The sequence below is a fragment of the Nocardioides sp. GY 10127 genome (assembly GCF_004919085.1).
In the GTDB taxonomy this organism is placed as follows: Bacteria; Actinomycetota; Actinomycetes; order Propionibacteriales; family Nocardioidaceae; genus Nocardioides.
Map to the genome: position 1 here is coordinate 478,342 of NZ_STGL01000003.1, position 19,061 is coordinate 497,402.

General features: G+C 72.7%; 17 protein-coding genes and 1 riboswitch. Of the genes, 5 read left to right on the forward strand and 12 right to left on the reverse strand.

Going from position 1 to position 19,061, the window contains the following annotated elements; translation table 11 throughout:
* Positions 1-145 precede the first annotated feature (145 nt).
* Genes E8D37_RS05855 through E8D37_RS05865 form a run of 3 tightly spaced genes read left to right on the forward strand, consistent with a single transcriptional unit; the run spans position 146 to position 3,637 of the window.
* Positions 146-847 (forward strand): succinate dehydrogenase cytochrome b subunit, encoded by a 702-nt coding sequence (locus E8D37_RS05855; RefSeq protein ID WP_136568806.1) that lies wholly within the window; start codon positions 146-148, stop codon positions 845-847.
* Positions 848-872: 25 nt separating this feature from the next.
* Entirely contained in the window at positions 873-2,897 is a 2,025-nt protein-coding gene (locus E8D37_RS05860) for a fumarate reductase/succinate dehydrogenase flavoprotein subunit (protein WP_136568807.1), read from the forward strand.
* A complete protein-coding gene (locus E8D37_RS05865) occupies positions 2,894-3,637 on the forward strand; it encodes a succinate dehydrogenase/fumarate reductase iron-sulfur subunit (protein ID WP_136568808.1) in 744 nt (247 codons plus the stop codon). The genes E8D37_RS05860 and E8D37_RS05865 overlap by 4 nt, the downstream gene beginning before the upstream one ends.
* A 112-nt stretch (positions 3,638-3,749) precedes the next feature.
* Here the strand turns inward: E8D37_RS05865 and E8D37_RS05870 are convergent, their stop codons facing one another.
* From E8D37_RS05870 to E8D37_RS05885, 4 genes are all read right to left on the reverse strand, one after another.
* Complete coding sequence (locus E8D37_RS05870) at positions 3,750-4,826, reverse strand: YihY/virulence factor BrkB family protein (RefSeq protein WP_136568809.1); 1,077 nt, start codon at positions 4,824-4,826, stop codon at positions 3,750-3,752.
* A complete protein-coding gene (locus E8D37_RS05875) occupies positions 4,823-5,353 on the reverse strand; it encodes a 2'-5' RNA ligase family protein (protein WP_136569068.1) in 531 nt (176 codons plus the stop codon). The genes E8D37_RS05870 and E8D37_RS05875 overlap by 4 nt, the downstream gene beginning before the upstream one ends.
* An 18-nt stretch (positions 5,354-5,371) precedes the next feature.
* On the reverse strand, positions 5,372-6,424 hold the full coding sequence (trpS, locus tag E8D37_RS05880) for a tryptophan--tRNA ligase (protein WP_136568810.1): 1,053 nt from the start codon (positions 6,422-6,424) through the stop codon (positions 5,372-5,374).
* An 893-nt stretch (positions 6,425-7,317) separates the two neighbouring features.
* A complete protein-coding gene (locus E8D37_RS05885) occupies positions 7,318-8,568 on the reverse strand; it encodes an MFS transporter (RefSeq protein WP_136568811.1) in 1,251 nt (416 codons plus the stop codon).
* A 309-nt stretch (positions 8,569-8,877) separates the two neighbouring features.
* Here E8D37_RS05885 and E8D37_RS05890 point away from each other — a divergent pair, with 309 nt between their 5' ends.
* The gene (locus E8D37_RS05890; protein WP_136568812.1) at positions 8,878-9,099 is read left to right on the forward strand and encodes a hypothetical protein; all 222 of its coding nucleotides are present in this window, start codon (positions 8,878-8,880) and stop codon (positions 9,097-9,099) included.
* A 10-nt stretch (positions 9,100-9,109) separates the two neighbouring features.
* On the opposite strand, the gene E8D37_RS05895 is transcribed toward E8D37_RS05890, so the two are convergent.
* The 3 genes from E8D37_RS05895 to E8D37_RS05905 form a co-directional block, all read right to left on the reverse strand.
* Positions 9,110-9,670, reverse strand: a complete 561-nt coding sequence (locus tag E8D37_RS05895; protein WP_136568813.1) for a hypothetical protein — start codon at positions 9,668-9,670, stop codon at positions 9,110-9,112.
* Positions 9,667-11,877 (reverse strand): NADP-dependent isocitrate dehydrogenase, encoded by a 2,211-nt coding sequence (locus tag E8D37_RS05900; RefSeq protein ID WP_136568814.1) that lies wholly within the window; start codon positions 11,875-11,877, stop codon positions 9,667-9,669. The genes E8D37_RS05895 and E8D37_RS05900 overlap by 4 nt, the downstream gene beginning before the upstream one ends.
* A 109-nt stretch (positions 11,878-11,986) precedes the next feature.
* A complete protein-coding gene (locus E8D37_RS05905) occupies positions 11,987-12,685 on the reverse strand; it encodes a hypothetical protein (protein WP_136568815.1) in 699 nt (232 codons plus the stop codon).
* Between the two features lie 166 nt (positions 12,686-12,851).
* Between E8D37_RS05905 and E8D37_RS05910 the strand changes: the two genes are divergently transcribed.
* Positions 12,852-13,838 carry a malate dehydrogenase gene (locus tag E8D37_RS05910; protein ID WP_136568816.1) on the forward strand — a complete coding sequence of 329 codons (987 nt, stop codon included), beginning with the start codon at positions 12,852-12,854 and terminating at the stop codon, positions 13,836-13,838.
* Positions 13,839-13,911: 73 nt separating this feature from the next.
* Here the strand turns inward: E8D37_RS05910 and E8D37_RS05915 are convergent, their stop codons facing one another.
* The 5 genes from E8D37_RS05915 to E8D37_RS05935 all read right to left on the reverse strand — a co-directional run bounded on the left by E8D37_RS05915 (position 13,912) and on the right by E8D37_RS05935 (position 19,041).
* Positions 13,912-14,364, reverse strand: a complete 453-nt coding sequence (locus E8D37_RS05915; protein WP_240770215.1) for a DUF3017 domain-containing protein — start codon at positions 14,362-14,364, stop codon at positions 13,912-13,914.
* On the reverse strand, positions 14,361-15,218 hold the full coding sequence (locus E8D37_RS05920) for a bifunctional methylenetetrahydrofolate dehydrogenase/methenyltetrahydrofolate cyclohydrolase (protein ID WP_136568817.1): 858 nt from the start codon (positions 15,216-15,218) through the stop codon (positions 14,361-14,363). The genes E8D37_RS05915 and E8D37_RS05920 overlap by 4 nt, the downstream gene beginning before the upstream one ends.
* 58 nt (positions 15,219-15,276) lie before the next feature.
* Positions 15,277-16,905 (reverse strand): bifunctional phosphoribosylaminoimidazolecarboxamide formyltransferase/IMP cyclohydrolase, encoded by a 1,629-nt coding sequence (gene purH / locus E8D37_RS05925; protein WP_136568818.1) that lies wholly within the window; start codon positions 16,903-16,905, stop codon positions 15,277-15,279.
* Between the two features lie 26 nt (positions 16,906-16,931).
* A riboswitch (ZMP/ZTP riboswitch) is annotated at positions 16,932-17,008 on the reverse strand.
* Positions 17,009-17,086: 78 nt separating this feature from the next.
* On the reverse strand, positions 17,087-17,704 hold the full coding sequence (gene purN, locus E8D37_RS05930; RefSeq protein ID WP_136568819.1) for a phosphoribosylglycinamide formyltransferase: 618 nt from the start codon (positions 17,702-17,704) through the stop codon (positions 17,087-17,089).
* Positions 17,701-19,041, reverse strand: a complete 1,341-nt coding sequence (locus E8D37_RS05935) for a DUF6350 family protein (protein ID WP_206055588.1) — start codon at positions 19,039-19,041, stop codon at positions 17,701-17,703. The genes purN and E8D37_RS05935 overlap by 4 nt, the downstream gene beginning before the upstream one ends.
* Between the last annotated feature and the right edge of the window lie 20 nt (positions 19,042-19,061).

Here is a 19,061-nt window from a genome sequence, read left to right on the forward strand (position 1 = left end):
CTGGGCCTGACCTGGGCGGCGAGGCACCCCTACCGTTGAGCGGGCCGGGGCCGGACCGTCAACCCCTCGCCCCGCACCGTGCCCGAGGCGTATGTCACAGGCCCCCGGGCAAAGCCCACCCGGAGGGAGGGGTACGGTACTCGCCGTGGCAACACCGACTCTCGTCCGAGGAGCGCGTGCGTCGCGCTCGACGATCGCTCTCAAGATCCTGATGGCCTCCACCGGCCTGGTCTTCATCGCTTTCGTCCTCCTGCACATGTACGGCAACCTCCACGCCTTCGCCGGCGAGGAGAACTTCAACGAGTACGCGGAGCACCTGCGCACGATCGGGGAGCCGATGGTTCCCTACGGCGGCGTGCTGTGGATCATCCGCATCGTCCTCATCGTCTCGCTGGTGGCCCACGTCTGGAGCGCCTCGCAGCTCTGGCGCCGCTCCAACGAGGCCCGCCGGACCAGGTACGCGGTGAAGAAGAACGTCCACTCCTCGCTGTCCTCCCGGACGATGCGCTGGGGCGGCGTCACGATCCTGCTGTTCCTGATCTGGCACCTGCTGGAGTTCACCATCGGCAAGGTCAACGTCGCCGGTGGCGCCACCAACAACCCCTACGAGCTCCTCGTGGACTCGTTCCAGGTGTGGTGGCTGACGATCATCTACCTCGTGGCGATGGTCGCCCTCGGCCTCCACCTGCACCACGGCACCTGGAGCGCGATGCAGACGCTCGGCTTCACCGGCTCGCCGATGGCCCGCCGCCGCGCGAAGATCGCCGGCTGGGTCGTGGCGGTCGTGATCGCCGGCGGCTTCTCGCTCGTGCCGCTCTTCACGCTCTTCGGCGTGATCACCTACTGACCCCCCGCTGAGAGAGGACACCTCCATGGCTTCCACTGCCGACGTCAGCGGTCTCACCCAGCTGAACTCCCCCTCGGAGCAGAACTCCGACGACGCCCGCGGCTACTACACGCTCGGCGAGAAGATCGCCGACACGAAGGCGCCCAAGGGCCTCATCGCGGAGCGCTGGACCAAGCACAAGATGGACAACCGGCTGGTCAACCCGGCCAACCGACGCAAGATGAGCGTCATCATCGTGGGCACCGGCCTCGCCGGTGGTGCCGCCGCCGCCACCCTGGGCGAGGCCGGCTACCACGTGAAGTCCTTCTGCTACCAGGACTCCCCGCGCCGGGCGCACTCGATCGCCGCGCAGGGCGGCATCAACGCCGCGAAGAACTACAAGGAGGACGGCGACTCCACGTACCGCCTCTTCTACGACACCGTGAAGGGCGGCGACTACCGCGCCCGCGAGTCGAACGTGTACCGGCTGGCCGAGGTCAGCGCGAACATCATCGACCAGTGCGTCGCGCAGGGCGTCCCGTTCGCCCGCGACTACGGCGGCCTGCTGGACAACCGCTCGTTCGGCGGCGTGCAGGTCTCCCGCACGTTCTACGCCCGCGGCCAGACGGGTCAGCAGCTCCTCATCGGCGCCTACCAGGCCATGGAGCGCCAGGTCGCCGCCGGCACCGTCGAGGAGTTCAAGCGCCACGAGATGCTCGAGCTCATCGTCGTGGACGGTCGGGCGCGCGGCATCATCGCCCGCGACCTCGTCACCGGCGAGATCGAGACCCACATGGCCGACGCCGTCGTCCTCGCCTCGGGCGGCTACGGCAACGTCTTCTTCCTCTCCACCAACGCGATGGGCAGCAACGTCACCGCGTCGTGGCGGGCCCACCGCAAGGGCGCCTACATGGCGAACCCCTGCTACACGCAGATCCACCCGACCTGCATCCCGGTCTCCGGCGACCACCAGTCGAAGCTGACCCTGATGAGCGAGTCGCTGCGCAACGACGGCCGCATCTGGGTGCCGAAGAACCGCGAGGACTGCACCAAGGACCCGCGCGACATCCCGGAGGAGGACCGCGACTACTACCTGGAGCGGATCTACCCCTCCTTCGGCAACCTGGTCCCCCGCGACATCGCCTCCCGCCAGGCCAAGAACGTCTGCGACGAGGGTCGCGGCGTCGGCCCGATGGTCGGCGACTTCCGCCGCGGTGTGTACCTGGACTTCGCCGACGCGATCAAGCGCCTCGGCGAGGACGCGGTCCGCGAGAAGTACGACAACCTCTTCGACATGTACGCGCGGATCACGGGCGAGAACCCCTACGAGACGCCGATGCGCATCTACCCCGCCGTGCACTACGTCATGGGCGGCCTCTGGGTCGACTACGACCTGCAGTCGAACATCCCCGGCCTGTTCGTGGCCGGCGAGGCGAACTTCTCCGACCACGGCGCCAACCGCCTGGGCGCCTCCGCGCTCATGCAGGGCCTGGCGGACGGCTACTTCGTCCTCCCGAACACGATCCGCGAGTACCTCGCCGACGCGCCCTTCCCGGCCGTCGACGAGACCGACGCGGCCGTGGTCGAGGCCCGTGAGTCCGTCGAGCAGCGGATCAACACCTTCCTGTCGATCAACGGCACCCGCAGCGTGGACAGCTACCACAAGGAGCTGGGCAACATCATGTGGGAGTACTGCGGCATGGAGCGCACGGAGGAGGGCCTGCGCAAGGCGATCGACCAGATCCGCGAGCTGCGGGCCGACTTCTGGTCGAACCTGAAGGTGCTCGGCACCAACGACAGCCTCAACCAGAGCCTGGAGAAGGCCGGCCGCGTGGCCGACTTCCTCGAGCTCGGCGAGCTCATGTGCATCGACGCCCTCAACCGCCGCGAGTCCTGCGGCGGCCACTTCCGCGCCGAGTCGCAGACCGAGGACGGCGAGGCCCTGCGTCACGACGACGAGTTCTCCTACGTCGCGGCCTGGGAGTTCGGCGGCGACGGCGGCCAGCCGGTGCTGCACAAGGAAGACCTGATCTACACCGCCATCGAGATGAAGCAGCGGAGCTACAAGTGAGACTCACCCTCAAGATCTGGCGGCAGGCCAACGCGACCGCGGACGGGTCCCTCAAGACCTACGAGCTCGACGGCGTCTCCGAGGACATGTCCTTCCTGGAGATGCTCGACGTCCTCAACGAGAAGCTCAACACCGAGGGCGAGGACCCGGTCGCGTTCGACCACGACTGCCGCGAGGGCATCTGCGGCATGTGCTCGCTGATGATCAACGGCGAGGCGCACGGCCCGGAGGTCACCACGACCTGCCAGCTGCACATGCGCTCGTTCAACGACGGCGACACCATCACGATCGAGCCGTGGCGCGCCGGGGCCTTCCCGATCGTCAAGGACCTGATCGTCGACCGCTCCGCTTTCGACCGCATCATCGCCAGCGGCGGCTTCATCAGCGCCAACACGGGCTCCGCGCCCGAGGCGAACTCGGTGCCGGCGCCCCGCGACAAGGCCATGCGCGCCTTCAACGTGGCGACCTGCATCGGCTGCGGCGCGTGCGTCGCCGCCTGCCCCAACGGCTCGGCCTCGCTCTTCCTCGGTGCGAAGATCACGCACCTGGGCGAGCTCCCGCAGGGCCAGCCGGAGCGCTGGGACCGCGTGGTCTCCATGGTGGGCCAGCACGACGCCGAGGGCTTCGGCGGCTGCACCAACATCGGTGAGTGCGCGGGCGCCTGCCCCAAGGAGATCCCGCTCGACGTGATCTCGCAGCTCAACAAGGACCTGCGCACCGCGCTCAAGCACGGTCACTGATCCGACACGCTCAGCGCGAAGGCCCCCTCCCGTCCCGGGAGGGGGCCTTGGTCGTCGTGGGAGGCGCGGGTGGGCGCCTCAGCGGAGCCGGGGCCGCTCGGGCCGGGGCCTGTCAGCGGGTGCGCAGACGGCGGACGAGCGCCACGACCGCCAGGGCGGTGGCGGAGCCCGCCGCGAACGGGGCCTGCCAGCCGCGTCCCTGTTCCTCGACCGGCAGCACGGACGTCCCGTCCCCACTCGGCAGGGGCGGGCCCTGCACGGGGGTGCCGTCGGCCAGCCGCAGGCGCCGGGCGCGCGCGTCCTGCGCGGCGGTGGTCGTGAACGCCCAGCAGGCGGCGTAGAGCACGAGCCGGCTGAAGTAGTTGATCCAGACGAGGACGACGAGCGCGATGCCGAACGCCTGACCGGCCGCCTGGGTGCTGACCGCGGCCAGCAGGGTCGACGCCAGCTGCTTGAGCACCTCGAAGAGCAGGGCGCCCAGCACGGCACCGCCGACGAGCGAGCGCTGGGGCACGTCCTGGCCCCCGAGCAGCCGGAACATCCAGTAGAAGAGCAGGACGTTGGCGGCGATGCCGATGAGGTAGGTCAGGCCCGAGACGAGCCAGCCCAGCGCCGTGTCGAGCTCGAAGAACGACAGGATGCCCGGGGCGAAGCGGCTGATCATGCCGGAGACGCCGACCGAGACCAGCAGGGTCGTGCCCAGCAGCGCCAGCGCCACGAGGTCGCGCAGCTTGCCCGGGACGAAGCCGAGCCGCTCGTCCTCCGGCTGCTCGAACACCGCGCCCAGGGCGCGGCGCAGGGCCGAGACCCAGCCGAGTCCCGAGTAGAGGACCGCCACGAAGCCGATGAGGCCGGCCCAGCCGCTGAAGGTGCGGAAGTCGCTGAGGGCCAGCTGGTTCGAGCCGGTGCCGATGATGCCGGGGAACAGGGCGCTGATGGCCTGGCGCAGCGCGTCGTTGGCGTCCGGCCACACGTTCGAGATGACGCCCACGACGAAGAAGGCGATGGCCAGCACCGGGAAGAAGGAGAGGAACGCGAAGTACGTGACGGCGCCGGCCTGCTGCGCGGCGAAGCTGGAGCCGTAGTGCTGCTGCATGCGGATGAGGTGGTCGAGCCAGGGGGCACGTTCCCGCACCTCGCTCACGCCGTCGGTGGCACGGTCCTTCACCGTGGAGACGGACAGGCTCATGCGGACGCACCCCCGGCCGCCGCGAGGGGGAACCGCCGGGCGACCTGCCAGCCGCGCTCGTCGTCCAGGAGCCACAGGGAGAGGTCGGCGACGTCGAAGTCGCACTCGAACCCGGCGAGTTCCTCCTCGGCCGCCTGGAGGGCCTCCTCGGGCACGTGGTGGGCCACCGTGACGTGCGGGTGGTACGGGTAGGTGGCCTCGACGGCCAGCGGGCCGGAGCGGACCTCGTGCTCGAGCTGCCGGCAACCGCCCTCGCCCTCGGCGAGCGCCACGAAGACGACCGGGGAGACCGGGCGGAAGGTGCCCGTGCCGCTGAGGCGGACGTGGAACGACTCGACCCGGGACGCCGCGGCCCCGAGGTGCTCCTCGACGCCCGCCAGCACGTCGTCGTCGACGTCGAGCGGCGGGACGAGGGTGATGTGGGTGGGGATGAGGGACGCGCTCGCGTCGCCGTTGTCCTCCCGGAACCCCTGGAGCTCGCTCGCCCAGGGCTCGGGGACGGCGATGGCGACGCCGATGGTGGGCATGGGCACGTCCCTACTGTTCTACGCCGGCGGGGCGACGAAACCCACCCGGGAGTAGACGTCCTTGAGCGTGCCCGCCGCGACCTCGCGCGCCTGCTCGGCGCCCTTGCGCAGGACCTCGGTGAGGTAGGCCTGGTCGTCGAGGAGCTCGAGCGTCCGGTCGCGGAACGGGGTCACGAACCCGACCACGACCTCCGCCAGGTCCTTCTTCAGGTCCCCGTAGCCCTTCCCGCCGTACTCCTCGACCAGGTCGGTGACGCTGCGGGCGGTGAGCGCCGAGTAGATGGTCAGCAGGTTGGAGACCCCCGGCTTGTTCTCCGGGTCGAAGCGAATCTCGGCCTCGGAGTCGGTCACCGCGGAGCGGATCTTCTTGGCCGAGCGCGCCGGGTCGTCCAGCATCTCGATGATCCCGGCCGGCGAGGACGCCGACTTCGACATCTTCGCCGTGGGCTCCTGCAGGTCCGTGATCTTCGCCGTGGCCTTGAGGATGTAGGGCTCCGGGAGCCGGAACGTCTTCTTGTAGCGGCTGTTGAACCGCTGGGCGAGGTCGCGGGTGAGCTCGAGGTGCTGGCGCTGGTCCTCGCCCACCGGCACGTAGTGCGGGCGGTAGAGCAGGATGTCGGCCGCCTGGAGCACGGGGTAGGTGAAGAGGCCGACGCTCGCGGCCCCCTCCCCCTGCTTGGCGGACTTGTCCTTGAACTGGGTCATCCGGCGCGCCTCGCCGAAGCCCGTGAGGCACTGGAGCACCCAGCCGAGCTGGGCGTGCTCGGGGACGTGCGACTGGATGAAGATCGCCGACCGCTCGGGGTCGATGCCCATCGCGAGCAGCTGGGCCGCCGAGCGCAGCGCGCGCTCGCGGAGCACCTTCGGGTCCTGCTCCACCGTGATGGCGTGCAGGTCGGCGATGAAGAAGAACGGCTGGTGGTCGCGCTGGAGGTCCACCCACTGGCGCAGCGCGCCCAGGTAGTTGCCGAAGTGGAACGAGTCGGCGGTCGGCTGGATGCCGGAGAGGACCCTGGGTCGCGCGCCTCCGGTGGCAGCAGGGACCTCGACCTGGGGCTGCGTCGTCGCCATGCGCCCATTCTCGCTGATGAGCCGCCCGAGTCGTCCCGCGGGTCCACAGGCGGGCGCGGGGCGGGCGCGGGGCGGTCGCAGGGCGGTCGCAGGGCGCGCACGGAAGGGTCGGACGAGGGACCGACAGGGGTGCACTGGGGCCTCTGGACTCGCACCACTGGTCTGGACCTGTCCGGTCTGGACCAGTGGTGGTCCAGACCTGCTGTCGCTCGGCGGCAGCGCCTCCGCCCACACCCCCGCCCACCTGCGGAGACAGAGGTCCGACCCCGTTCCGGTCCAGAGCAGGACCCGCTGGTCCAGCCCGCCCGGCCGACGCGGGTCGCGGCCGCGAGGGAGCTCCTGGGCCCGGACGCCGACAACCAGCCAGCCGGGACGAGCCAGGCGGGACGGGACGGAACGGCCCGGGACGGAGCGGCCCGGGACCGGACGTGTCTCCGACCGGGTTCGGCGGGACGGTCCGAGCGCGTGCCCGAAGCGGCCCGGGCGCGGTCGAGCCTGATCGTCCCGCGGGTGACGGAGACGCCGGCAGGCCGGGACCCGGCACCGGGCACGACGCCCGGAGGCGGCCTCCTGCGCCTTCGGAGCCACCCCGGGTCCGGACACGCGCCCCGGGCGCCCGCGCAGGCGCCCGGAACCTCAATTCGGCGTCGAACCACCCTCAAATTGGGTAGATCTTTGGCTGATCTTGAGGTTCGGCCCCCACCTCAAGTACCCGCACGACAGTTGCCGCTCAACGAGCCGCGCCCACCCCTGTCCGGGAATGGCGCGGGAGGGCGTCTTGAGGGAAACAAGACGGGCGCCTTGAGGGCACAGCCCTACCCTTCGCCCCCCTGGCCCCGGGCGAGGGCACGGCACGGACGGACGACCCGAGCGGGGCCACCGCCCGCGGGCCGTCAGAGGACGGCGTGGTCCCCGGCGCGCCGGGCGGCGACCCGCGCCAGCACGATGACCCCGAGGCCCAGGACCGCCAGGACGGCGCCGACCACGAGGGGCGCACGCAGCCCGTAGCCCATGGCGATCACGACGCCGCCGAGCCAGGCACCGAGGCCGTTGCCGATGTTGAGGGCCGAGTGGCTGAGGGCGGCCCCGAGGGTCTGGGACTCCCCCGCCGCGTCGATGAGCCTCATCTGGAAGCCGAGGGCGAGCACGGAGCCGGTCAGCGTCACCGCGAAGGCGGCGAGCAGCGCCCACCAGCCGGTGGGGGCGAGCACGAAGTAGGCCACCAGCGAGAGGGCCAGGCCCACCGAGCCCAGGCGCAGGCTGTTCTCCACCGACCAGTCGCACAGGCGTCCGGCCACGGTGTTGCCGACGATCATGCCGAGGCCCAGGGCGAACAGGAACACGGCCACGGCGCTCTCGGAGAGCCCGCCGACGTCCTGCGTGAGCGGCGAGACGTAGGTGACGAGGGCGAACATGCCGCCGAACCCGCCACCGGCCGCCACCACCGCGAGCCACAGCTGCGGCGAGCGGAGCCCGGACAGCTCGCGGCGGCCGGTCGCGGTCCGGTCCCCCGGCGTCGCGGGGACGGCCAGCAGCACGAGCACGACCGTCACCAGCGAGAGGGCGCCCACGGCCACGTAGGCCCAGCGCCAGCCGGCGTGCTGCCCGACGAGGGTCACGAGCGGGACCCCGGCGACGTTCGCCAGCGGGATGCCCATCATCACCATCGCCAGGGCGAACCCGCGGCGGTGCGGCGGGACCATCGACGCGGCGACCAGCGCCGAGAGCCCGAAGTAGGCGCCGTGCGGCAGCCCGTCGAGGAACCGCAGCAGCCCGAGCAGGTGGAAGCTCGTCGCCCCCGCCGACGCCAGGTTCAGGACGCCGTACGCGGCGATGAGCCCCACGAGGAGCCCGCGCCGCGGCAACCGGGCGCCCAGCGCGGCGATCAGCGGGGCGCCGACGACGACGCCGAGCGCGTAGAGCGAGATCAGGTGACCGCCCTGGGAGATGGAGACACCCATCCCGGCGGAGATCTCCGGGAGCAGGCCCATCGCGACGAACTCGGTGGTGCCGATCGCGAAGCCGCCGGTCGCGAGCGCGACCACGGCGACCCAGAAGCGCAGGCCCGGTCGGTCGTCGAGCACGACGGGCACGGCCCCGGTGGGGGTGGGGTCGTCGGTCGGGCGGACGTCGATGAGCGACATGGCGGGGAGCTTCCTGGTCGCAGGGGCGGGCCTCGGGGGTGTTCATCGTCCAACGGCCCGGAGGTTTACCGCTATTCCTGGGTGCGGTGTGTTGCACCACACCTGACGGAACCCCGCCGCCGCGTCCCTTCCGGAACCCCGCCGCGACGGGGCGTCCTCACGCTTCCTCCACGACGCTTCACGCCATCTTCGCAACCGTTTGCTCGGCGTCGGCCCGCCGACGCCGATGGCAGGGAAGGCACCGCGGAGGACGCGGTCCCCGCTGGCCCGAGAGCCCGCGGCCGCCCCCGCTCACGCAAGGACGCACCGATGGCCCTCGTCGCTCCCCTGGTCCTGCTGACCTACCGGCTCGGCCTCCCGCTGCTCGTCGGCGGGATCGTGCTGCACGTCGGGCTCACCGCGGCCGACGGCCTGCAGCGCACGCCGGCGGTGGGCAGCGCACCCGGCGAGCCCGCCATCGTGAGCGTGCTGCAGACCCCCGAGCGGGTCCTGGACGAGGTCCAGGACGCCGCGCGGGGGCTGCTGCGCTGAGCGCGGGGCCTCAGCCCTCGCGCGCGACCTCGGACTGGATCAGCACCGACGAGTCGGCGTCCGCGGCGCAGGAGGAGGCGGTGAAGTCGGTCGACGTCGTCGGGGTCCCGGTGGCCACGATCGACGTGCCGGTCCGGGCGATGAGGTCCGAGCTGTCGTCGTAGATGCTGATGACGCCGCTCGAGCTCTCCTTGGCGGTCCAGCCGGCCGGCCACACGGGCCAGACGGTGGTGCCGTCGGAGGCCGCCAGGTAGACGCAGCCGCCGTCGCCGGCGGTGAGCTCGCCCTCGACGGCCGAGGTGCCCTCGGCCTGGCCCGGCAGCCAGCTGTTCGTGGGCAGCCGCACCGACGTCGCGGTGTCGGTGCCGACCCGCTCGTAGTTGAGCGTGACGAGGCCGAAGAGCAGCGCGGCGCCGAGGAACGGGATGACGGCCATGAGGACGTAGCCGCGCTTGCTCAGCGCGTGACCGTCCCAGTCCGCCGGGACGCCCTCGGGCAGCCCCCCGGCCTCCGCCGACCCCGGGGCGGGGTCGGCGGAGCCGGTGCGGGCGTCGTCGTCCGCGGGGCTCACAGGGCCGCGATGGCGGCGTTGAGCGTCGCGGAGGGGCGCATCACGTCGTCGGCCTTGGCGTCGACGGGCTGGTAGTAGCCACCCACGTCGGCGGGCTTGCCCTGGACACCGACCAGCTCGGCCACGATGGTCTCCTCCTCGGCGGCCAGCTTCTCGGCCAGCGGGGCGAAGGCGGCGGCCAGCGCGGCGTCCGCGGTCTGCTTCGCCATCTCCTGGGCCCAGTACAGGGCCAGGTAGAAGTGCGAGCCGCGGTTGTCGATGCCGCCGAGCTTGCGCGTCGGGGACTTGTCGTTCTCCAGGAACGTCGCGGTGGCGGCGTCGAGGGTGTCCGCGAGGACCTTGGCGCCCGGGTTGTCCGCGTAGCCGGCGAGGTGCTCCAGGGAGGCGGCGAGGGCGAAGAACTCACCCAGGCTGTCCCACCGCAGGTAGTTCTCCTCGAGGAGCTGCTGGACGTGCTTGGGGGCCGAGCCGCCCGCGCCGGTCTCGAAGAGGCCGCCGCCGTTCATCAGCGGGACGATCGAGAGCATCTTCGCCGACGTGCCGACCTCGAGGATCGGGAACAGGTCGGTGTTGTAGTCGCGCAGGACGTTGCCGGTCACCGAGATGGTGTCCTGGCCCTTGCGGATGCGCTCGAGGGAGTAGGTGCAGGCCGCGGCCGGCGCCATGATCTCGATGGTGAGGCCGTCCGTGTCGTGCTCGGGCAGGTACTCCTTCACCTTCGCGATGAGGTTGGCGTCGTGCGCCCGGTTCTCGTCGAGCCAGAACACGGCCGGGTCGCCGGTGGCGCGGGCGCGGGTGACGGCGAGCTTGACCCAGTCGCGGATCGGGGCGTCCTTGGTCTGGCAGGCGCGCCAGATGTCGCCGGCCTGGACGTCGTGGGAGAGGAGGACCTCGCCCGCGGCGTTGGTGACGGTCACGGTGCCCGCGGCCGTCATCTCGAAGGTCTTGTCGTGCGAGCCGTACTCCTCGGCCTTCTTGGCCATGAGGCCGACGTTCGGCACCGAGCCCATGGTGGCCGGGTCGAGCGCGCCGTGGGCCTTGCAGTCGTCGATGACGGCCGAGTAGACGCCCGCGTAGGAGGAGTCCGGGATGACGGCGAGGGTGTCGGCCTCCTTGCCGTCGGGGCCCCACATGTGGCCGCCGATGCGGATCATCGCGGGCATGGAGGCGTCGATGATGACGTCGGAGGGGACGTGCAGGTTGGTGATGCCCTTGCGGTCGTCGACCATCGCCATCGCCGGGCCGTCGGCCAGGCCCTGGGCGACGGCGGCCTTGATGGCCTCGCCCTCGGGCAGCGAGGCGGAGGCGGACAGCAGGCCGCCGAGGCCGTCGTTGGCGGAGATGCCGGCGGCGGCCAGGGTCTCGCCGAACTCGGCGAACAGCGCCGGGAAGAAGGACTCCACCACGTGGCCGAAGATGATCGGGTCGGAGACCTTCATCATCGTGGCCTTGAGGTGCACGGAGAACAGGACGCCCTCGTCCTTGGCGCGGGCGATCTGGGCGGCCAGGAAGGTCCGCAGCGCCGCGACGTCCAGGAAGGTGGCGTCCACGACCTCGCCGGCCTCCACCGGGATGGACTCCTTGAGCACCGTGACGGTGCCGTCGGCGGCGGTGTGGGAGACGGTGAGGGTGTCGGCGGCCTCGAGCACGACCGACTTCTCGTTGGAGAAGAAGTCCCGCTCGCCCATGGTCGCGACGTCCGTCTTGGAGTCGGCGGACCAGGCGCCCATGCGGTGGGGGTACTTGCGGGCGTAGGCCTTGACCGCGCCGGGGGCGCGGCGGTCGGAGTTGCCCTCGCGCAGGACCGGGTTCACGGCGGAGCCCTTGACCTTGTCGTAGGCGGCGCGGACGGCCTTCTCCTCGTCGGAGACGGGGTTCTCGGGGTAGTCCGGGATCGCGTAGCCCTTGGCCTGGAGCTCCTTGACGGCCGCCTTGAGCTGCGGGACCGACGCCGAGATGTTCGGCAGCTTGATGATGTTGGCCTCGGGCTTGGTGGCCAGCTCGCCGAGCTCGGCGAGGGCGTCGCCGATGCGCTGCTCCTCGGTCAGGTGCTCCGGGAACTGGGCCAGGATGCGGCCGGCCAGCGAGATGTCACGGGTCTCCACCTCCACGCCTGCCTTGGCGGCGTAGGCCTGGATGATCGGCAGGAAGGAGTACGTCGCGAGCAGCGGCGCCTCGTCCGTGTGGGTGTAGATGATCTTGGCCATGGTGCGGGCAGCTCCTGGAGCGATCGAGGGCGAAACTTTCTTGACGTCAAGATACCCGACGGCGTCGGGGGCCTGACCCCCGCCAGCCTGACAGGCGGACAGGACCACGTCACCCCGTGGCCGCGCCGAGCACGTCGACCGCGCCGACCACGACGCCGCCGTCGGTGAAGGCGAGCAGGCCGAGGGAGGGCTCGTAGTACTGCCGCTCGGTGTCGCCGTCCGCGTCCACGGTCTCGATCACGAGGACGCCGGAGTACGCACCGTCGAGCAGCGTGAGCTGGGCGTCGGTGGCGATGACCGTGGACACCGACTCCCCCGCCTGGCCGGCGCCGGCCGTGGCCCAGCCGTCGCCCCGACGCGGTGAGGCGGGCAGCAGCAGGCCGGCCTGGGCGCCGTCCTCCCCCGCCAGCCAGTCGGAGGCGGGGTCGGCCGAGGACTCCAGCCCCAGCCACCACACGTTGCCCTCGACGTCCTGCGCCACGAGCCGCGTCGTGGTGCTCCCGTCGGCGGCGGTGTCCACCAGCGCGGTGGTCGCCACCCCGCCCACCTGCACCGAGCCGGCCGCGACCTGGAGGGTCGAGCCGTCGTCGAAGGAGCGCACGGCGTCCAGCGCGAGGTCGGGGTGGTCGAGCGTGGTCGACCAGTCCCGGGCGTCCAGGGTCGTCAGCGGGGAGACCAGCGTGTCGACGCCCGTCGCGGACACCTGGGGCGGCTCCATGGCTGCGCAGCCCGCCAGCCCGGGGGCGGCCAGGACCAGGGCCGCGAGCGTCGCCGCCACGGCAGGACGGCGGGACGGGGACGGACGCACGCGGCCATGGTCGCAGGGCCTGCCCGCGTCCGGGTGGAGACCCCGACGTTCACGGGTCGGGAAGGCGACGAGAGTCCCTGCGCGAGGCGCATCACACGCTGCTAGGTTCGCGAGTGGAGCCCGGCTCGGCCGGGCCGACAGCCCGTCATACCTACGAGGAGACGACGTGAGCACCACCCCGTTGAAGGTCGCCGTCACCGGCGCCGCCGGCCAGATCGGCTACAGCCTCCTGTTCCGCCTCGCGAGCGGCGCCCTCACCGGCGGTCGCCCGATCGAGCTGCGGCTGCTGGAGATCACCCCCGCCCTCAAGGCGCTCGAGGGCGTCGTCATGGAGCTCGACGACTGCGCGTTCCCCGGCCTCGCCGGCGTGCAGATCGGGGACGACGCGGAGACCGTCTTCGACGGCGTCAACCTCGCGCTCCTCGTCGGCGCGCGACCGCGCGGCCCGGGGATGGAGCGCAGCGACCTCCTGGAGGCCAACGGCGCGATCTTCACCGCGCAGGGCAAGGCACTCAACAAGGTGGCCGCCCCCGACGTCCGCATCGGCGTGACCGGCAACCCGGCCAACACCAACGCCCTGATCGCGATGAGCAACGCCCCGGACATCCCGGCCGAGCGCTTCTCCGCGCTGACCCGGCTCGACCACAACCGCGCCATCAGCCAGCTGGCCGCGAAGACCGGCGCCCCGGTCACCGACATCACGAAGATGACGATCTGGGGCAACCACTCGGCCAGCCAGTACCCGGACCTGTTCCACGCCGAGGTCGCCGGCCGCAACGCCGCCGAGGTCGTCGGCGACCAGGCCTGGCTCGAGGGCACCTTCATCCCGACCGTCGCCAAGCGCGGCGCCGCGATCATCGAGGCCCGGGGCTCCTCCTCGGCCGCCTCGGCCGCCTCCGCCACCATCGACGCCGCCCGCGACTGGCTCTACGGCTCCGCCGAGGGCGACTGGGTCTCCATGGCCGTGGTCTCCCGCGGCGAGTACGGCGTGCCGGAGGGGATCATCTCCTCCTTCCCCGTCACCACGAAGGACGGCGACTGGAGCATCGTCGAGGGCCTCGAGATCGACGACTTCTCCCGCGGCCGCATCGACGCCTCCGCCGCGGAGCTCGTCGAGGAGAAGGAGGCCGTCACCGGCCTCGGGCTCATCTGAGCCGCAGCAGCGACACCACCACGCCGGAAGGTCCTCGCGTGCCGACGCGCCCGTCGGCACGCGAGGGACCGCGTCAGAAGCCGACGCGCCCCGGGACGGCGTGCACGAGCACGAGGACGGCGGCGCCGGCCCCGCCCAGCAGCAGCACGTCGATCCAGCGCTTGCGGACGGCGAGCATGCCGGCGTCCGCCTCCGGGAGGACCAGCCGCAGCACGGCCGCCGCCAGCAGCGTCCCGGCGAAGAGGGTGATGCCGCTGCGCCAGCTGCCCAGGGCGGCCCAGCCGAGCCCGACCGCGGCCACCACCAGCACGACGATGTAGAAGGCGCCGCCGATGGTCGACGGCTTGCGCCGCGGCTCGACCTCGGCGATCTCCTCCGCGATCTCGTGCGTGCTCGGCACCGCCTCCGCGGCGGCGCCGCCGGCGGTGCCCCCGGCGCCGGGGGTCTCCCCGGTCTCGACGATCTCCCCGGGCTCGGCGGGCGAGCCGTCCTCGGGCGAGCCGACGGCGTCCACGGGCGTGCTCACGCGCCCGCGACGCCGGCCTGGCGCTCGGCCATCTCCACCACGTTCGACAGCAGCATGGCGCGGGTCATCGGGCCCACGCCGCCGGGGTTCGGGGAGACCCACCCCGCGACGTCCCAGACGTCGGCCGCCACGTCGCCGGCGATCTTGCCGTCGACCCGGCTGACCCCGACGTCCAGGACCGCGGCGCCCGGCTTGACCATGTCGCCGGTGATGATCCCGGGCACGCCCGCGGCCGCCACCACGACGTCCGCCTCGCGCACGTGCTTGGCCAGGTCGCGGGTGCCGGTGTGGCACAGCGTGGCCGTCGCGTTCTCGCTGCGGCGGGTGAGCAGGAGGCCCATGGGGCGGCCCACGGTGAGGCCGCGGCCCACGACCACGACCTCGGCACCGGCCAGCTCGATGCCGTGACGGCGCAGCAGCTCGAGGCAGCCGACGGGGGTGCAGGGCAGCGAGCCCGGCACGTTGAGCGCGAGGCGACCCAGCGAGACCGGGTGCAGGCCGTCGACGTCCTTGTCGGGGTCGACACGGCTGAGCAGGGCGTACTCGTCCAGGCCGGTGGGCTGCTGGATGAGGAAGCCCGTGCAGGACGGGTCGGCGTTGAGCCGGTCGACCTCGGCCTCGACCTCGGCCTGGGTGGCCGTGGCGGGCAGGTCGACGCGGATCGACTGCACGCCGATCTCGGCGCAGTCCTTGTGCTTGGCGCCCACGTACCAGTGCGAGCCCGGGTCGTCGCCGACCAGGATGGTGCCGAGACCCGGGGTGACCCCCGCGGCCCTGAGCGCGGCGACGCGCTCCTTCAGCTCGGCCTTGATGGCCTTGAGGGTCCCCGAGCCGTCCAGCTTCTGCGCGGTCATGCTGTGCCTGTCTCCTGGTTCCTGCTCGCCCCGCCGGAGCGGGGCGAGCCGTGGACGATCAGTGGAAGAAGTGCCGGGTGCCGGTGAAGTACATCGTCACGCCGGCGGCCTGGGCGGCCTCGACGGTGAGCCCGTCGCGGACCGAGCCGCCCGGCTGCACGATGGCGGTGACGCCGGCGTCGATGAGGATCTGCGGGCCGTCCTCGAAGGGGAAGAACGCGTCCGAGGCGGCGACCGAGCCGCGGGCCCGCTCCTCGCCCTCGGCCAGTGTGTTCGCCCGCTCGACCGCGAGCTTGCAGGAGTCGACGCGGTTGACCTGGCCCATGCCGACGCCGACCGAGGCGCCGTCCTTGGCGAGCAGGATCGCGTTGGACTTCGCGGCCCGGCAGGCCTTCCACGCGAACGCGAGGTCCGCGAGGACCTCGGCCGAGGCGGGCTCGCCGGCGGCCAGCGTCCAGGCCGACGGGTCGTCCCCGCCGCCCTCGACCACCGCGTCCACGTGGTCGCGCTGCTGCATGAGCAGGCCACCGGAGACGGGCCGCATCTCGACCTCGCCCTTGCCCGGCAGGGGGCAGACCAGGATGCGGATGTTCTTCTTCCGGGCCAGCACCTCGACGGCGCCGTCCTCGTAGCCGGGGGCCACGATGACCTCGGTGAAGACGTCGGCGACCTGCTCGGCCATCGCGACGGAGACCGGACGGTTCGCGGCGATGACGCCGCCGAAGGCCGACAGCGGGTCGCAGGCGTGGGCGCGGGCGTGCGCCTGGGCGATGTCGCCGCCCACCGCGATGCCGCAGGGGTTGGCGTGCTTGATGATCGCCACGGCCGGCTCGTCGAAGTCACCGGCGGCCCGACGGGCGGCGTCGGCGTCGACGTAGTTGTTGTAGGACATCTCCTTGCCGTGCAGCTGCTCGGCCTGGGCCAGGCCGGTCTCCCACGCGGAGGTGTACAGCGCGGCGGCCTGGTGCGGGTTCTCGCCGTAACGCAGGGTGGAGGCCTTGCTCCACGTGGCGCCGACGAAGGCCGGGAACCCCGTGCCCTCGGAGGTGTCGGTGAGCACGTTGCCCATCCACGAGGCCACGGCCACGTCGTAGGCGGCGGTGTGGGCGAAGGCCTCGGCGGCCAGCTGCTTGCGCTGGGCGTAGGTGAAGCCACCGGCGGCCGCGGCGGCCAGCACGTCGGCGTAGCGCTCGGGGCTCGTCACGATGCCGACGCTCGGGTGGTTCTTCGCCGCGGCGCGGACCATGGACGGCCCGCCGATGTCGATCTGCTCCACGCACTCGTCCGGGCCGGCGCCGCTGGCCACGGTCTGGGTGAACGGGTAGAGGTTGACGACCACGAGGTCGAACGGCTCGACGCCGAGCTCGCCGAGCTGGGCCGCGTGGGACTCGAGGCGGCGGTCGGCCAGCACGCCGGCGTGCACGCGCGGGTGCAGCGTCTTGACCCGCCCGTCGAGGCACTCCGGGAAGCCGGTGAGGTCCTCGACCTTGGTCACCGGGAGGCCCAGCGACTCGATGAGCTTGGCGGAGCCGCCGGTGGAGACCAGGGCGACGCCGGCGTCCACGAGGCCGCGGACGAGGTCCTCCAGGCCGGTCTTGTCGAAGACCGAGACGAGCGCCCGCCGCAGCGGCACGCGGCCGTCGCCGGCGGTGGGGTCGATGGTCGGAACGGTGGTCGGGTCAGACATGCGTCATCTCCTGCGTCGGCTGCGAGGAGGAGCACCCAGGCGTTCGATGCTCCCGACGTCACTCCCTGGTGGTTGCCCACCTGCGCCAGTCGTGTCGCGGCCCAGCCTAGGCGATCCCCCCGGTCCGACCCGAGCCGAGGAGGTCCGGGCCGCTCAGCCGCCCCGGCTCGACCGAGGAGGCTCAGCCGACGAGGAGCCGACGGCCCTCGACGCGGAAGCCCTCCCGCGCCAGCCGACCGACCTGCTCCACGAGCATCGAGCGCTCGGCGGTCTTGATCCGCTCGTGGAGGCTCTCGACGTCGTCGTCGTCCTCGACCCGGACCACGGCCTGCTCCACGATCACGCCGGTGTCCACGCCCTCGTCGACGACGAACAGCGTGCAGCCGGTGACCTTCACGCCGTAGGCCAGCGCGTCGGCGGGGCCGTGCATCCCCGGGAAGGACGGCGAGAGGGCGGGGTGGGTGTTGAGCGTGCGCCCGCCGAAGGCCGCCAGGAACGCGGGGCCCACGAGCTTCATGAAGCCGGCGAGCACGACGAGGTCCGGCTGGTGGGCGGCCACCGCGGCGGTGAGCGCGGCGTCCCAGTCCGCGCGCGAGGCGTGGTCGCCGACCCGCTCGACGAAGGTGGGGACACCGGCACGCTCGGCCCGCGCCAGGCCCTCGATGCCCGCGCGGTCGGCGCCGACGGCCACGACGTCGGCGCCGTAGGCCGGGTCGGCGGCCGCGTCCAGCAGCGCCTGGAGGTTCGTCCCCGAGCCGGAGACGAGGACGACGAGGCGGGGACGTGCGGGGTCGGTCACGGGCGAGACTGTAGTCGCCGGTCTTCGTGCCGCTGGTCCCGGTGCCGCCGGTCCCCGTGCCGCTGGAACAGCGCCGTGAGGAGACCGCCGACGGCACCGCCGAGCGCGAAGGCCGGCACCGCGTGGGCCAGGACGTCGAGGGCAGCCGGGCCGAGGTCGGCCATCCGGTCCGGGCCGACGGCGCCGCCCGACAGCGCCGCGAGCAGCCCGACGACCACGCCGGCGAGCAGCGAGCCGAGGGCACCGCGCAGGGCGGGGTCGACCAGTCCGGGCACCGGGTGCCGGCGCTGCGTCAGCGCCGAGCCCACCGCCGCCGAGAGCGGTGCGACGCCGAGGAGCAGGACCTGCCACGCACCGGGGGTGCCGGCGTCCGGGAGCGCCGCGAGCAGGGGGAACATCGGCAGCGCCCCCAGCACGACGCCCGAGGGGCTCACGAGGGTGCCCGTGCCCACGGCGAAGCCGGGGCCGAGCAGGTAGGCGCCGCCCCACACGGCGGCGTTCGGCAGCACCAGAAGGCAGACGAGCACGTAGGCGGTCGCGTCGCCGGCGTCCACGTGCAGCTGCGAGAGGATGTTGGCGAAGGTGCTGGCGTCCAGCGCCAGGCTGAGCAGCACCACGCCGAGGCAGGTCACCAGCCACACGAGCAGGACGCGCCGGGCCACCGCCGTGGCACCGCGCACCGCGGTGGGGAGCCGGTCCGCCAGCGCGGCCGCCCGGCCGGTGCCGACGGCGATCCCGGCGCCGCCCAGGCCGGCCGCCAGCAGCAGCGTGAGCAGGACGAGGCGGAACGTGTTCGCCACGGGGGCCAGCGGCCAGGCCGCCAGCTCGGTGAGCAGGACGACGACGAGGTAGCCGAGCGCGAAGAAGCCGGTGGCGAGCGGGACCGTCCAGTCCCGCTCGCCGTCCGCGAGGCGGTCGGCGTCCGGGCCGTGCCCGGCGAGGGCCACCCCGGTGCGCAGGGACCGCCGCCAGGTCGACCACACGACCAGCAGCGTCACGCCGAGCGGCAGGAGGGTGACCGGGACGTCGTCCACGACCACGCCCGAGCCGTGGCCCATCAGCCAGGCGAGCGCCCCCACGCGCAGCCCGTCGCGGGGCGCGCCGTGGGTGCCGGCGTCCGCGAGGAACCAGCCGAGCAGCCCGAGGACGGCGCAGCCGACGAGCGGGCCGAGGGCGGCGACGACGCCGCCCCAGACCGAGACGAGGGCGAGGGACCGCGGGCGTCGAGGCGTGCGCCCAGGGCGGCCAGTGCGCCCGGCGCGCGGCGACCGCGATGCCGGCCGGCCGTGCGGGCGGGGGCCGGAGCGGTCCAGGGTGGAGGTCTCGGGAGGCGTCATGGCCCGTCCATGGTCACCCG